The organism is Paenarthrobacter sp. NPDC058040, from assembly GCF_042885775.1.
GTDB lineage: Bacteria > Actinomycetota > Actinomycetes > Actinomycetales > Micrococcaceae > Arthrobacter.
Genome location: NZ_JBHVRN010000005.1, coordinates 285,165 through 300,917, shown reverse-complemented (window position 1 = coordinate 300,917; position 15,753 = coordinate 285,165). Strand labels below are relative to the sequence as shown.

Genomic DNA, 15,753 nt, shown 5'->3' with positions numbered 1-15,753 from the left:
GCAGGCCCTGCCTCCCGGCGTCGTCGGCTTCCGTCCCTGAACCGGTACGCGAAAGGGGCCGGATACCTGTGCGGTATCCGGCCCCTTGACGTTGCCTGGTCCTAGATCGCGGCGGCGCCGCGCTCACCGGTCCTGACGCGTACTGCTTCATAGACATCCACGGTCCAGACCTTGCCATCGCCGGCGCGGCCGGTGTTGGAGGAGGCGATGAGGACATCCAGGATGTCATCTGCCTGCTCGTCCGTGGCAAGGACCTCGATGCGGATCTTGGGCAGCAGGTCCACGTTGTACTCGGCTCCGCGGTACACCTCGGTGTACCCGCGCTGCCGGCCGTAGCCGCTTGCTGCACTGACCGTCAATCCTTGGACCCCGTAGGCTTCCAGGCCTTCCCGGACTGCTTCCAGCTTTTCCGGACGGACGATCGCGGTGATGAGTTTCATGCCTGGACACTCTCCTTGCCTGCGGCGGGGGTCTTGGATTCTGCAGCGACCTCGTTCTTGCCGGTCACCAGGTCATGCAGCGGCTGGAAGCTTCCACCGTGGCCGTTGACACCGAACTCGTAGGCCGTTTCTGCGTGGAGGCTGAGGTCCACGCCCACGTTCTCCTGCTCCGTGGAGACCCGGAAGCCCATGGTCTTGTGGATGGCGAGTGCGATGATCGCGGTCATCACGGCGGAGAACACAATCGCTACGCCGGCCGCTGCGAGCTGTGCCCACAGCTGGGCGAAGCCACCGCCGTAGAAGAGGCCACCGGCGGTGACGCCTTCGCTGGGAACTGCGATGAAGCCGAGAGCCACGGTACCGATGATGCCGGAGACGAGGTGGACGCCGACGACGTCCAGGGAGTCATCGAAGCCCCAGCGGAACTTGAGGCCAACTGCCAGGGCCGAAGCCACACCAGCGACGACACCCAGGCCAAGGGCACCGACCGGGCTCACGTCGGCACAGGCCGGGGTGATGGCGACGAGGCCTGCCACAACACCGGAGGCTGCACCCAGCGAGGTGGGGTGGCCGTCGCGGATACGCTCTGTGATGAGCCAGCCGATCATTGCGGCGGCGGGGGCTGCGAGGGTGTTGATCCAGATCAGGCCGCCCTGTTCCGCAGTTGCGGCAGCGCCACCGTTGAAGCCGAACCAGCCGAACCACAGGATGGCAGCGCCCAGCATGACGAACGGGATGTTGTGCGGGCGGTGGTTGGGATCCTTGCCGAAACCGCGGCGGTTGCCGATGATCAGGACCAGGACGAGTGCCGCCACACCGGCGTTGATGTGCACCACGGTGCCACCGGCGAAGTCGATCGCGTGGCCCAGGGCCTGGCCGATGACGCCCTCGGGACCGAAGAGGCCGCCGCCCCAGACCATGTAGGCCAGCGGGCAGTACACCAGGGTGACCCACACTGGGACAAAGAGGCTCCACGCACCGAACTTGGCGCGGTCTGCGATGGCGCCGCTGATGAGGGCCACCGTGATGATGGCGAAGGTTGCTGCGTAGCCGATCTTGATCAGCGCGTCGGGCGTCGAGCCGGCGCCCTCAAGGCCGAAAGTGGCGAACGGGTTGCCGACGATCTGCAGGAAGCCTTCGCCGGAGCTCATGGATGCCCCCCACAGCACCCATACGACGCCGACGATGCCGATGGAGATGAAGCTCATCATCATCATGTTCAGGGCTGCCTTGGCACGCGTCATGCCACCGTAGAAGAATGCCAAACCAGGTGTCATGAACAGCACGAGCGCCGCCGCCACCATGACCCATACGTGACCTGCGGTAAGTTCCATGGTGCACGTTCCTCTCTTGCTAGTACTGCGGTTCCAACCGCTGTCCTGACGCCTTTTGCGTCCTGCAATAGAGTTTTGTGCCGCAGTGTTTCACCTGCGCAGGAATTAGATTGCGGGCCGGTTACAACAACCTCCCCAACGTAAATGGTGCATCACCGCGCTGTTACGGATATGTTTCATGCGTCACACACCCCGAAAATGAAGGACCAGCATCACATGCCTCAGTCGCCGCGATCCGCAGAAAAGCCAGGGATCAGGCAGGACAGGGAACCGCTCCCCCGCGATATCAAGGTGATGCTCGCCGCGGCCTTCCTCATTGCGTTGGGCTTCGGCCTGGTAGCACCTGTGCTGCCGCAATTCGCCACCACGTTCGACGTCGGGGCAACGGCCGCCGCCGTGATCGTCAGTATCTTCGCGTTCATGCGTCTGGTCTTCGCTCCCGCCGGGGGCGCGCTGATAGGACGGTTCGGGGAACGGAACGTGTACGTCACGGGCCTGCTCATCGTCGCTGCGTCCACGGCCGCGTGCGCCTTCGCCCAGGATTATTGGCAGCTGTTGATCTTTCGCGGACTGGGCGGCGCAGGTTCGGTGATGTTCACCGTTGCCGCCATGGGCCTGCTCATCCGGCTCGCTCCGCCTGAACGCCGGGGCCGGGTTTCGGGAGCCTACGCTTCCGCGTTCCTGATCGGCAGTGTCTTGGGTCCGGTAGTGGGTGGACTGTTGGCCGGATTCGGGCTGCGGGTGCCGTTCCTGGCCTATGCGGGAGCGTTGCTGGTGGCGGCCCTCGTGGTCAGGACCATGCTCAGCGGCGCGGGGGCCGAGAGCCAGGAGGCCGGCCACGCTCCGGCCATGTCGCTGCGGGAAGCGCTGCACGACTCGGCCTACCGGGCGGCGGTCTTTTCGAGTTTCGGCAATGGCTGGGTGACCTTCGGCGTCCGCATGGCCACCATTCCGTTGTTTGCCACCGCGGTGCTCCAGTCCCGCCCGGAAACGGCCGCGTGGGCGCTTGCCGTCTTTGCTGTGGGGAATGCCCTCGCCCTGACGTTCTCAGGACGGCTCTCCGATGCCTGGGGCCGCAAGCCGTTGCTTGTTCCGGGGCTCGCCCTTACAGCCGTCGCCTCCGGGGTCATCGGCCTTACCACGGGGCTTCCTGCGTTCTTCGCTGCCTCGGCGGTCGCAGGCTTTGGCTCAGGACTCCTTGGTCCTGCCCAGCAGGCCGCCGTCGCCGACGTCATTGGCCGGGGGCGTTCCGGCGGGAAGGTGCTGGCCGTTTTCCAGATGGCCGCGGACACTGGCGCCATTATCGGCCCCGTCGTCGCCGGCCTCCTGGCTGACCAGCTTGGCTACGGTTGGGCGTTTGGAATAACAGGAGGAGTGCTTCTCCTCACGGCTGCAGCCTGGCTGCCTGCCCGTGAACCGTCGAAGCACTCCCCCGTTGTTGCCGAAGACTAGTTCAGCAGGGCGTCCACGAAGCCTTCGGCCTCGAAGGGCGCGAGGTCGTCCGGGCCTTCGCCCAAGCCGATCAGCTTGACCGGCACGCCCAGCGTCTTCTGGATGGCGACGACGATTCCGCCCTTGGCAGTACCGTCCAGCTTGGTCAGGACAATGCCTGTGATGTTGACCACTTCAGCGAAGACCCGCGCCTGGTTGAGGCCGTTCTGTCCCGTGGTGGCATCGAGGACCAAGAGGACCTCGTCCACTTCGGCCAGCTTCTCGATGACGCGCTTGACCTTGCCGAGCTCGTCCATCAGGCCGGTCTTGTTCTGCAGACGGCCCGCGGTGTCCACCATGACAACATCGACTTCCTGGTCGATGCCGGCTTTGACAGCCTCATAGGCAACCGACGCGGGATCGGCGCCGTCGATGTCCGACTTGACCGTGGGAACGCCTACACGCTGCCCCCACGTGGCCAACTGCTCCGCGGCTGCCGCGCGGAACGTATCTGCTGCACCGAGCAGCACGTCCTTGTCCTCGGCCACCAGCACGCGTGCCAGCTTGCCCACCGTGGTGGTCTTGCCGACGCCGTTGACGCCAACAACAAGCACGACGGCGGGACGGTCACTCTGGCGGGCGACGTTAAGGGAGCGGTCCATGGAAGGATCGACCAGCTTGATGAGTTCCTCGCGCAGCATCTCTTTGACGTGCTCGGGATCGCGCGTGCCCAGCACCTTGACGCGTTCACGGAGCGCGTCGACCAACTGCATGGTGGGTTCCGTGCCAAGGTCCGCCAGAAGCAGGGTTTCCTCTACCTCATCCCACACGTTCTCGTCGATCTTGTCGCCCGAAAGCAACGCCAGGAGGCCCTTGCCAAGGACGTTGTTCGACTTGACCAGGCGCGCGCGGAGGCGGGCGAGCCGGCCCTCGACTGGAGCCGGCGTTTCCACGGCAATGGTTTCCAGCCCGGCGGCGTCGTCAGGGACCACGGCCTCTTCGACGGATCCATCGAATTCGGGGGCGGGCGCCTTCACGGCGCCGGGACGGTCCTCATCCACCAAGGTTCCGCCGCCTGCGGCAGGCGACTGGACGGGATCGTTGGCGTCCCGCGTTCCAGGGTATTTCGCCCCGGACTTGCGCGCCTTCAGGAGTACCGGCACCAGTCCGCCGACCACGACGAGCGCAGCGACAATGGACAGAATTATGGGAAGGGAATCATTCACTCCCCTACCTTCTCACAAAGCTATGCCCCGTCACCGAGCCGCTGGCTGATGACCGTTGACACCCCGTCTCCGCGCATCGTCACGCCATAGAGGGCATCGGCGACTTCCATGGTGCGTTTCTGGTGCGTGATGACAATCAGCTGGCTGGACTCGCGCAGTTCCTCGAAGATGGTGATGAGCCTGCCGAGGTTGGTATCGTCCAGTGCGGCTTCAACCTCGTCCATGACATAGAACGGCGAAGGGCGTGCCTTGAAGATCGCCACCAGCAGGGCGACGGCCGTCAGGGAGCGTTCGCCGCCGGAGAGCAGGGACAGCCTCTTGATCTTCTTGCCCGCCGGCCGTGCTTCGACCTCGATGCCCGTGGTCAGCATGTCTTCCGGGTCCGTCAGCACCAGGCGTCCTTCACCGCCGGGAAACAGTCGGGCAAAGACGTGGTCGAACTGTGCCGAGGTATCCGCGAAGGCTGCGGCAAACACCTGCTGGACCCTGGCATCCACTTCCTTGATGATGTCCAGGAGGTCCTTGCGGCTGGACTTGAGGTCCTCAAGTTGGGAACTCAGGAATTGGTGGCGCTCCTCCAGCGCCGCGAACTCTTCCAGTGCCAACGGGTTGACCTTGCCCAAGGCCGCAAGCTCCCGCTCGGCCTTCTTGAGCCTTTTCTCCTGCTCGGCCCGGACAAACGGGGCCCCTTCGATAATGGCTTCCCCGTTTTCGTCCACCTGAGCACGGAGTTCGGCCCATTTGTCGGTGCTTGCCGCGGCGGGAACCGGGACTGGCTGGCCAGGCCCGTAGTCGGCAACGAGTTGCTCGGCGGACAGGCCGAGTTCTTCAATGGCCCGCGCCTCCAAGGCCTCGATCCGGAGGCGCTGCTGCGCCCGGGCAAGCTCGTCCTTGTGGACGGAATCGGTCAGCTCGGCCAGTTCCTTGGCGAGGGCCTCGTTTCCGGACCTGATCTTGATGAGTTCGGACTCCAAGTGCTCGCGGACCTGCTCTGCGATGTCCCGTTCCTGTCCGGCGAGGTCCACGGAAATGTCGATGAAGCGCAACGTGTGCTCAACGGCCGATGCAACGGCGGAGGCACGCTGGGCCTGGGCGCGGCGGCGTTGGGCCCGGCGGGCGGCCTCTTCGCGGGCACGCCGTTCCGTCGCGGCCGCACGTTCCAACGACGCAGCCCTGTTGCTGACCGCCCCCACCTGCTCCTCGGCCGTGCGCAGGGCCAGGCGGGCTTCCATTTCAAGGGCCCGGGCATGACGGGCCTGTGCCGCAAGTTCGTCGCGCTGGTCGGTGGACGGTTCCTCGTCGGGCGCTTCCTGCGCCGCGGCGAGCCGCTCCGCCGCAACTTCCAGGTCGAGCTGCGCCTCGGCAATGTTTGCTTCGGCCCTTGCCAGCGACGCCGCGAGCCTGTCGCTCTCACCCACAGCACTGCGCAGTACCGAATTCAGGTGCCCAAGCCGTTCAGCCACGGCGGCCAACCGGGCGTCCGACTCGTGTAGCCGTTCCAACGCGGCATCCGCCCGGTCCTGGGCTTCGGCGCGCCTGGATTCGGCGCCGGCCAGGGCGAACCGTCCCCGTTCCAAAGCCGAGACGACTCCCCGCAGCCGGCTATCGGCGTCGTCCACCGCTGCCTGGATCTCCAGCAGGGAGGGCGCCGCAGCCGAACCGCCATGGGCGGTTGCGCCGGTGAGGACGTCGCCGCCCAAGGTGACAGCCTTGAGCTCCGGATACCCTGCGATGAGGGCCTCCGCGGCTGCCAGGTCATCGACGACGGCGGTACCGGCCAGCAGCCGCACGGCACCCTGGGCATCGGGTTCAGTGAACTTGACGACGTCGACGGCCCAGCGGGCGCCGGGCGGCAGCCTGCCCTCCGCGATGCTGCCAGGAGCGTTGGAGGCGTCGGCCAAGAGCAGGACGGCCTTGCCGGCGTCGTCGTCCTTCAAAAGCCGCAAGGCGGCCAAGGCGCTGGATACGTCCCGGGCCACCACGGCGTCCGCTGCGTGGCCGAGTGCTGAAGAGATGGCGGCCTCGCAGCCTGGCTCGATGGCCAGCATCCCGGCCAGCGGACCAACGATTCCGGGAACGTCCCCCGCGAGCAGCCTTTCCGAGCCGTCCTTGCGGTTAAGCCCCAACTGGAGGGCATCGCGGCGAGCCGTCAGGGCATCCCGTTCGCGAAGTGCCTGGCGCTCAGCTGACTTCAGTTCCTCGATTTCGGTGACAACCGCCTCAAGGGTGTCACTGGCGTCCTCGTAGTCGGCATCAAGGCTTTCCTCGCCGTCCTCGACACCGGCAACCTGGTTTTCAAGGGCGGTGAACTCACTCTGGGCCAGGCGGCGGCGCTCCTCGCCGGCACCCAGCGACTCCCTGATCCGGCCCCGTTCCGCCTCTGCGGCCTCGGCCCGCGAGCGCGCTGCCGCCACTTGCCCGGCAAGCCTGGCGAGTCCTTCCCGACGGTCGGCGGCGGCCCTGAGCATGGCGGTGAGGCGTTTGTCCTCGGCAGCTGCGAGCGCCTCGGCGGCGTCCTTGGAAACCGTGGCCTCCAACAGGGCTGCCTGCTTGGCCAGGATGTCGTGCTCCAGCGCGGCTTGTTCTTCGCGCACCCGTGCCGCTTGGCGTTCCAGTTGCTCCGGATCCCGGCCGGTGTCGGTGGCAGCCTCCGACGAACCGAGGAGCCGGCGGCGCTCCGCGGCGATGGATCCCAGGGAGCGGAGCCGTTCCCGGCCGGCGGACAGTTGGTACCAATGGTCCCGGGCAGCGTTGAGCCGTGGCGTCGCCTGGGCAGCCTGTTGTTCCAGTGCGGCTTGGCTGCGCCGGCCGTGCTCAAGCTCGGTCTCGACAATGAGCCGGCGTTCCTTGAGGGCGGCCTCATCTGCGACGTCCTGTTCCAGGTTCGACGTCAACTGCACCAGATCGTCAGCAAGCAGGCGGGCGCGGGCGTCGCGGACATCGAACTGGACTGTCTGTGCACGGCGGGCGATTTCTGCCTGCTTGCCCAGGGGCGTGAGCTGTCTCCGGATCTCGGCCGTCAGGTCACCGAGCCTGGCAAGGTTGGCCTGCATGGCTTCCAGCTTGCGGACGGTTTTTTCCTTGCGGCGGCGGTGCTTGAGGATCCCCGCGGCTTCCTCGATGAATCCACGGCGGTCCTCGGGGGTGGCATGCAGGACGCGGTCCAACTGTCCTTGCCCCACAATGACGTGCATTTCACGGCCCAGGCCGGAATCTGAGAGCAGTTCCTGAATGTCCAACAGGCGGCAAGGTGCCCCATTGATGGCGTACTCGGACCCGCCGGTCCGGAAAAGGGTCCGGGAAATGGTCACTTCGCTGTACTCGATGGGCAGCGCGTTGTCCGCGTTGTCAATGGTCAACGAGACGTGGGCGCGCCCCAACGGCGGCCTGCCGGACGTCCCGGCAAAGATGACGTCCTCCATCTTGCCGCCCCGAAGCGTCTTGGCTCCCTGCTCCCCCATGACCCAGGCCAGGGCATCCACCACGTTGGACTTCCCGGAGCCGTTGGGACCCACCACTGCAGTGACGCCTGGCTCAAAGTCGAACGTCGTGGCCGACGCAAACGACTTGAATCCGCGGACAGTCAGACTTTTCAGATGCAAGGTGTTTCGGTTCTCCTGGAATCGCCCCGGGTGACGGTATCCCCTAAATCTACTGCCGTTTGCTTGAAATCCGCGGATCCGGGGCCGGAAAGCCTTGCGGCCGGCCCGCCACATCCTTACACTCCTGCCAAGGGTTACTTGGCGTTCGCGTTCCGGTGATCCGGTTTGGTCTGAGGGTCCAATCGGTCCAACCGGGTTCCGGTCTGTGGTTCGGAACGTGCGCACCGGTATGGCCCAGGAAGTTTTTCCAACTGAAGATCATGGTTTGACCCTGGCTGGGGAGCGGCAAGCAGGGAACGCGCTTTGTGTGCGTACCCGTCTTTGCAATAGGCGTACCCCCAGGAGTTCAGATGCCCGGTCCTTCAGCTTCCCGACCACAGAGGTTCTTCAAGGGCATTCTTGTGCCCTTGTTGCTCGCCATGTTCGCGTCATTGCTGCCGTTCACCGTCCCCGCGGCGGTGGCGGCAGATCCTTGCAACCCAGTGGTGAATCCGGTGGCCTGCGAGAATTCCAAACCCGGCAGCCCGCCGTCGGAATGGGACATCACGGGTGCGGGCGATGACACCATCCAGGGCTTTGCCACGGCCATCAGCGTCAACGCGGGCCAGCCCATCCAGTTCAAGGTGGACACTTCCGCGTCCAACTACACCATCGCCATCTACCGCACCGGCTGGTACGGAGGCAACGGCGCCCGCAAGGTCGCGGACGTCACGCCGTCGGCGTTCCGCCAGAACCAACCGGCGTGCCGCAGCGACGTGACCACCGAACTCTACGATTGCGGAACCTGGGCGGTTTCAGCCACGTGGCAAGTGCCTTCCACCGCGGTCTCCGGCGTCTACATCGCCTTGCTGACCCGGCCGGATACCGGTGGCCAAAGCCACATCATCTTCATTGTGCGCAACGACGGCAACCGCTCGGACGTGATCTTCCAAACGTCCGACACAACGTGGCAGGCGTACAACACTTACGGTGGGGCGGACTTCTACCAGGGCGCCGTCAACGGGCGGGCGTACAAGATCAGCTACAACCGGCCTTTTGCCACCAGGGAAGGCCCTGATGGCCGCGACTTCTACTTCGCCAACGAATACCCCATGGTCCGATTCCTGGAGCAGAACGGCTACAACGTCAGCTATATCAGCGGACTCGATACCGATACCAGGGGCGCGGAGCTCCTGAACCACAAGGTATTCCTCTCTGTGGGCCATGACGAGTACGTGTCCGGCAACCAGCGGGCAAACATCACCGCTGCCCGGGATGCCGGCGTGAACCTGCAGTTCCTTTCGGGCAACGAGATGTATTGGCGCACCCGGTTCGAGCCCTCAAGCGTGGACGGCACTGCCGGTCGGACGCTGACGAGCTATAAGGAAACGTGGTCCAACGACAAGATCGATCCGAGTCCGCAGTGGACCGGTACGTGGCGCGATCCGCGGTTTGCCTCCCAGGCCAACGGTGGCGGCCTGCCCGAAAACGGGCTGACCGGCACGTTGTACATGTCCAACTTTTCGGACCTGCCTGTGACGGTTTCGGCTGAGGAGGGCAAGACGAGACTGTGGCGGAACACGTCCCTGACATCGATGGCGGCCGGAACAAAGACGGCGCTGGCCGCGCACACCGTGGGCTATGAATCGGACGAGGACCTGGACAACGGGTTCAGGCCCGCGGGCCTGATCCGGCTGTCCACCACCACGGGAGCTGTTACCGAATACCTGCAGGACTTTGGGAACACGGTCAAGGCCGGCACGACTACGCACAACGTGACCTTGTACAAGGCCGCAAGCGGGGCGTTGGTCTTCGGTGCCGGCAGTGTCCAATGGACGTGGGGCCTGGACCAGGAACACGACGGCAACGGCGCTCCCGCCGACAGCCGGATGCGGCAGGCGCAGGTCAACCTCCTGGCCGACATGGGCGCGCAACCGGCGTCGCTTGCAGCCGGGCTCGTGGCGGCGACGGCGAGCGCAGACAAGACGGGGCCCACGGTGACCATCAACGCCCCGGCCAACAACGCGACCATCGCGCAAGGAGCCAGCGTGACCGTCAGCGGAACGGCGACGGACGTTGGCGGCGTGGTTGCCGGCGTCGAGGTTTCCACCGACGGCGGGGCATCCTGGCACCCGGCCAGCGGCAAGGCGAGCTGGACCTATACCTACATCCAAAAGGGCCTGGCAACAGCCACCGTGCAGGTCAGGGCGGTGGACGACAGCGCCAACATCGGGGCGGTTGCCACCCGTAACCTCACTTTGAACGGCCCCTACACCGTCTTTGGCCAAACGGTTCCGGCGACGGTTGACTCCGGCGACGGCGGCGCTTACGAAATGGGCATGCGGTTCACTCCGTCCGTGGACGGTTTCGTGACCGGCGTCCGCTTCTACAAGAGCACCGCCAACACCGGCACGCACACAGGGTCATTGTGGAACGCTGCCGGTGACCGGCTGGCCACTGCAACGTTCACCAACGAGACCACATCCGGCTGGCAGACTGTACTCTTCAGCACGCCGGTGCCCGTCGCGACCGGACAGAAGTACACAGCCTCGTACTGGGCTCCAAGGGGGCACTACGCCACCAAGGACTTCCAATGGGCCTACACCGGCTTCAATGACGCACCCATGAAGGTAGCCGGTGGCTTTGGCGCAGAACCTGCCGGCGTGTACAGCACCAGCCAGGGCTACCCAACGGCAAGCTTCAATGGCGGCAACTACTTTGTCGATGCGGTGTTCAGCACCACAGACACCTCGCCGCTGACGGTCTCGGGACAAACACCGATCCCGTCCTCATCGAGCGTCTCCGTATCCACCACCGTGAGCGGGGTCTTCTCCAAGCCCGTCACGGCGTCCACCGTGCAGTTGACGGTGCGCTCGTCCGCGGGCGCAGTGGCCGGCACCACAGCCTATGACTCCGTGGCACGCAAGGCCACGTTCACCCCGACGTCGCAATTGGCGTTCAGCACGCAGTACACCGTGACGCTCGCCGCCACTGATACCACCGGGGGGCAAGTGACCTCCGGAGGTACCTGGACCTTCACCACTGCGGCCACGATTCCGCCACCCGGTTCGTGCCCGTGCAGCCTCTACAACGACAGCGTGACGCCCGGCATTGCCCAGATCCAGGACGGCGTCCCGCTGGCCCTGGGCGTACGGTTCTCCAGTGTCTCGGCGGGTCAGGTAACCGGCATCCGGTTCTACAAGTCGGCCGGCAACACCGGAACGCACACAGGTACGCTCTACTCGGCGACCGGTACCCAACTGGCCACCGTTACGTTCGCCAATGAAAGCAGCGCGGGCTGGCAGACGGCAATGTTCAGCCAACCCGTCCAAATGGCGGCCAACACGGAGTACATCGCCGCCTACAAGTCGCCCACGGGAACGTACTCGGCAACGAGCAACGGCTTCGGCGCCGGCATGAGCGTAGGCCCGTTGCGGACCGTCTCCGACGCCGGAGCGTACTCGTACAGCCAGGACTTCCCGAATTCCCGCTCCACTGCGAGCTACCTGGTGGACGTCGTGGTGATGGTTTCGGCCCCTGCCTTCACGGTGGGCAGCCAGACGCCGCTCCCGAACGCCTCCAGCGTTCCACTCAACACGACAGTGAGCGCAGTCCTCTCCGAAGCGGCGTCCGGCGTGGCCTTGGGCCTGAAGACCTCCAGCGGCACGATAGTCGCGGGTACTTCGGCCTACGACACAGCAACCCGCAAGGTCACGTTCACGCCGACCAACCCACTGGCGGCCGGAACGGCGTATACGGCAACCGTCACGGCTACGGCCACTTCGGGAACCCCGATTTCAGGCAACACCTGGACGTTCACCACGGTGCCACCTCCGCGGACTCCGGGAGTGTGCCCCTGCACGCTGTACCAGGACACTGAAACGCCAACCACTGCGGAAGTGAACGACGGCGTGCCGCTCGCCTTGGGCGTCAGGTTCAGCAGCGATACCGCCGGCCAAATCACGGGCATCCGCTTCTTCAAGTCCAGTGGAAACACCGGGACCCACACCGGCTCGTTGTATACCCTGGCGGGACAACAGCTCGCCACGGTGACGTTCACCAACGAGTCCAGCACCGGTTGGCAGACGGCCACGTTCAGCCAACCGGTGAGCATCCAGGCCGACACCGAATACATCGCCGCGTACAAGACGCCTACAGGGAAGTACTCGTACTCCTCCGGCGGATTCGGTGATGGCTTCGCAAGCGGCCCGCTCCGGGTCGTGACGGACTCCGGCGCCTACTCGTACACCGGCGACTTCCCGAACACAGCCTCCACCGCAAGCTACCTGGTGGATGTGGTCTTCAACCAGCCGGCGCAGCCCCTGAGCGTCTCCTCCCAGGTCCCGGCCCCAGGGGCCACGGCGATTCCGACTGACGTCAAGCCATCCATCACGTTCTCGACGGCGGTCAACCCCGGTGTGACCTTCACCCTGACGGCGAACGGGTCCAACGTGGCCGGAACCGCGGCGCTGTCCGCCGACTCCAGGACGGTCACGTTCACTCCGGCCGCCGTCCTCCCGGCCAGCACCGTCATTACGGCCAACGTCTCCAACATCTCCAGCCCACAGGGGCAAACCTTGCCCCCAAGCAGCTGGCAGTTTACGACGGCGAGCGCAGCCGCGCAGCAGAGCACGATCTTCGGGTCGCTGGCACCCCAGGTAGCCGCCTCGACGGACACCAAGTCCGTGGAACTTGGAACGGCCTTCACAGTTTCGCAAACCGGAAACGTGACGGGAATCCGCTTCTATAAGGGCACAGGCAACACTGGTACCCACGTTGGCTCGCTGTGGAACTCGGCAGGTACGCGCCTGGCGCAGGTGACGTTCACCAACGAAACGGCGACCGGCTGGCAAACGGCCACCCTCTCCACTCCGGTGGCCCTGGCCACAGGACAGACCTACGTGGTGTCCTACCGGGCCCCCAACGGAAGGTATTCCTACACACAGGGATTCTTCAACACCACCTGGACCAGCGGGCCATTCACGGCTTCCGGCCCCAACAATGGCCTGTACCGGTACGGCACCGGTGGCGTGATGCCTGCGAACTCCTGGAACGCCACCAACTATTTCGTGGACGTCGTGTACTCCACGGGCGGCCAGGCGCAGGCTCAGGCACAAACGCAGTCGGCCACGCCGTCGCCCACTCCAACGCCAACGCCCACCGCGACTTCAACGGCAACAGCGTCGGCAACGCCGTCACCGAGCCCGTCGCCCACGTCAACGCAGTCGGGTGGCCTCCTCTGTGGCTTGTTGGGGCTCTGCTGACAGCCCGCTGACTGCCTGAAAGCTGCCGGCGCCCGGTCCTTCCTGAACTCCAGGACCGGGTGCCGGCATTATTCTGTGCACCGCGGAGCCGCGCATCCCTCCCTTGGAGTGAAGGCTTCCGACTGGTACGCGGCTGCGCTGTTTACCTGACTACGCTGGGCGACCACCCATGGGCAATGAACAGGCTTGGTTGCGCAGCAGGATCGGTGCCCAGCTTCCAGATGTTGCTGTCCCCATCGGTGGTTTCGTCGGCCAGGCCATAGAGGACCGTGGAGTTGTCCAGCCATTCGATCTGGTCATCCACGCTGCGTTTCTCGGACAAGACCGTTTCCTGGCCGGAAGCGATGTCCAGTATGGCCACCCGCCAATGGGCAGTGAGGGCGCCGCCGTCGTTCTTCTTATAGGCGATGCGGGTACCGTCCGGTGAGATGGACGGGCATTCCACCTTGTCGTGGACCGCGGTGAGGGTCCTGGCGGACAGGCTCCCCTTCACCAGCCAGATGCGTCCGGATGAGGCTGCCGTGGCGTAGAAAGCATCACTGTCGCCAGGGACGAAGGTCACGCCCCAGATGTTCCTGTCCGTGGTCAGCAGCCGTTCGCCGTTGACCATCAGGGCGAAGTCCTCCAGGTTGCCCAGGCTGGCGGAATCCCGGGTGATTTCGGTAGCCGTGGAAAATCCCGCGGTCGCATACGAGTGCCCGGTGACGAAGACCGTGGTGGCAATAAGTGAGCCATCCGGGCTTATCCGCGTGCGGCTGGGGATGCCCGTCAGTGGCCAGGAATGCTGCTGCTGCCAATCCTTGTTCAGCACATCGGCTTCAAAGGCGGTCACGAGGCCGCGGTTGGCCCGAAGGCAGACAACCTCCGAGGCGGTGCCGTAAACACGGTCACAGGCCCGCTCGCTGACGGCGCGCGTGCCACCCGGTTCGGCTGCGGAAACCGTTGCCGCGTTCCCGTACCCCTGTCCCGCCGCCGTGTTCCGGAAAAGCACGAACGGCACCTGCGGAAGCGGTTGGCCCGCCGTTACCCCCACGGACGGCGCAGCCGTGCGGCTCTGTTCGAATCGCTGGTAGGCCCCCACTGCGTAGATCCCGGCCGCGGCGAGGACCAGGGCAGTTACCGCCAGGAGGATGCCCCATCGGAGCCTTCCACCCGCCAGCGTCCCGCTCATGCGCGCCCCACGCGGGGGCGGGCTCCGGGAAGGATGAAGATGACGGCCACCACGGCACAGGCGAGGAGGACCCCGGCCAGCAGCACTGCCGTCGACGCCCCCACGGCATACCACAGCACGCCGAACCCGGCGGAGGCAGCCATCCTGGTCAGTGCCACGACGGTTTGCGCGGAAGCGATGCCGGTGGCGAGTTTGTCCTTTGGCGTCAGCTGGGCGGCCAAGGCGGCCAGGACGCCGTCCGTGGCGGCGTAGAAGCCACCGAGGAGGAGCAGGCAGCCGAGGGTGGCCCAGAGACCGCCGAAGGGTGCCGCCGCCAGGAGGTAGCACATCAGCAGGGCGACGTGCCCGGCAATGAAAACGGGGACCTTGCCCAGCCGGTCCGCCAGGCGGCCCAAGGGAACCGCCAGCGCGAGGAACGCCACGTTGGTGCCGACGAAAAGGAGCGGGAACCACTGGACCGCAAAGGAGTCCCGGTCCTGGAGCACAAGGTAGATGAACCCGTCACCGATGGTCACGAGGCCCAGCAGTCCGGCAGCGATCAGCAGGCGCCCGAGGCCAGGTTCCTTCAGGTGGCTCCACGAGAAAGCGAGGAGCCTGCGTTGCCCCTTGGCGGGTGCGTCCCTGGGCGGCGTGTCCTTGGACCCTCCTGCCCGGAGGTCCGGAACCACGAGGCCCAAGACTGTCACGCCAATCACGGCAAAGGCCAGCGACACCACGAAGACTGTACTGAAGCCGTTGGGAATGAGCAGGAGCACCAGGAACGCGATCAGGGGTCCGGCGGCTGCCCCGATGTTGTCCAGCATCCGGTGGATCCCGAAGGACCGGGCCAGGTGTTCGGGCTGTGCCGAAACCGTGATGAGCGCATCCCTTGGGGCAGTGCGGATGCCTTTGCCGATGCGGTCGCCCGTGACGATTGCTGCGATGGCCCAGAACCCGCCGGCAAACAGAAAGCCAATCCGGGCCAGCATGGACAGTCCGTAGCCTGCCAAGGCGATTCTCTTCGGGTGGCCGCTGCGGTCCGCTGCCCACCCCGCCGCGATGCGGACGATCGCACTGGCGCCCTGGTTAATCCCGTCGATGAACCCGAAGGCAATGGTTGACAGTCCAAGGAAGCCCGTTATGTACAGTGGCAGGATCGCCGTGACCGACTCTGATGAGACGTCGGTGACCATGCTGACGATGCCGAGCCAGATAATGATGGGCGACAAACGAAACGGCACCTCGTGGGATAGTGCCGTTTGGGTTCCTTCCGGCTGTACCTTCTTGTCGCGGCCGCGATCGGAGAGAGAAATGTACATGGTGCCTC

At 65.4% G+C, this 15,753-nt stretch carries 8 protein-coding genes; 2 read left to right on the top strand and 6 right to left on the bottom strand.

Annotated elements, in window-relative coordinates; translation table 11 throughout:
* Positions 1–101: 101 nt before the first annotated feature.
* Positions 102–440 (bottom strand): P-II family nitrogen regulator, encoded by a 339-nt coding sequence (locus tag ACFVSJ_RS09165; protein WP_017199639.1) that lies wholly within the window; start codon positions 438–440, stop codon positions 102–104.
* Positions 437–1,774, bottom strand: coding sequence for an ammonium transporter (locus ACFVSJ_RS09160; protein ID WP_387436101.1), 1,338 nt, complete (start codon positions 1,772–1,774; stop codon positions 437–439). The genes ACFVSJ_RS09165 and ACFVSJ_RS09160 overlap by 4 nt, the downstream gene beginning before the upstream one ends.
* A 216-nt stretch (positions 1,775–1,990) precedes the next feature.
* Between ACFVSJ_RS09160 and ACFVSJ_RS09155 the strand changes: the two genes are divergently transcribed.
* Positions 1,991–3,226 carry an MFS transporter gene (locus ACFVSJ_RS09155; protein ID WP_387436099.1) on the top strand — a complete coding sequence of 412 codons (1,236 nt, stop codon included), beginning with the start codon at positions 1,991–1,993 and terminating at the stop codon, positions 3,224–3,226.
* Here the strand turns inward: ACFVSJ_RS09155 and ftsY are convergent.
* Both ftsY and smc read right to left on the bottom strand, forming a co-directional pair.
* Entirely contained in the window at positions 3,223–4,431 is a 1,209-nt protein-coding gene (gene ftsY / locus ACFVSJ_RS09150; protein ID WP_387436097.1) for a signal recognition particle-docking protein FtsY, read from the bottom strand. The two genes, ACFVSJ_RS09155 and ftsY, sit on opposite strands and share 4 nt — an antisense overlap.
* Before the next feature lie 20 nt (positions 4,432–4,451).
* Positions 4,452–8,033, bottom strand: coding sequence for a chromosome segregation protein SMC (gene smc / locus ACFVSJ_RS09145; RefSeq protein ID WP_387436095.1), 3,582 nt, complete (start codon positions 8,031–8,033; stop codon positions 4,452–4,454).
* Positions 8,034–8,383: 350 nt separating this feature from the next.
* On the opposite strand from smc, the gene ACFVSJ_RS09140 reads away from it, so the two are divergent.
* Entirely contained in the window at positions 8,384–13,276 is a 4,893-nt protein-coding gene (locus tag ACFVSJ_RS09140) for a DUF4082 domain-containing protein (protein WP_387436093.1), read from the top strand.
* 142 nt (positions 13,277–13,418) lie between these two features.
* On the opposite strand, the gene ACFVSJ_RS09135 is transcribed toward ACFVSJ_RS09140, so the two are convergent.
* On the bottom strand, positions 13,419–14,447 hold the full coding sequence (locus ACFVSJ_RS09135) for a TolB family protein (protein ID WP_387436091.1): 1,029 nt from the start codon (positions 14,445–14,447) through the stop codon (positions 13,419–13,421).
* A complete protein-coding gene (locus ACFVSJ_RS09130; protein ID WP_387436088.1) occupies positions 14,444–15,745 on the bottom strand; it encodes an MFS transporter in 1,302 nt (433 codons plus the stop codon). The genes ACFVSJ_RS09135 and ACFVSJ_RS09130 overlap by 4 nt, the downstream gene beginning before the upstream one ends.
* Between the last annotated feature and the right edge of the window lie 8 nt (positions 15,746–15,753).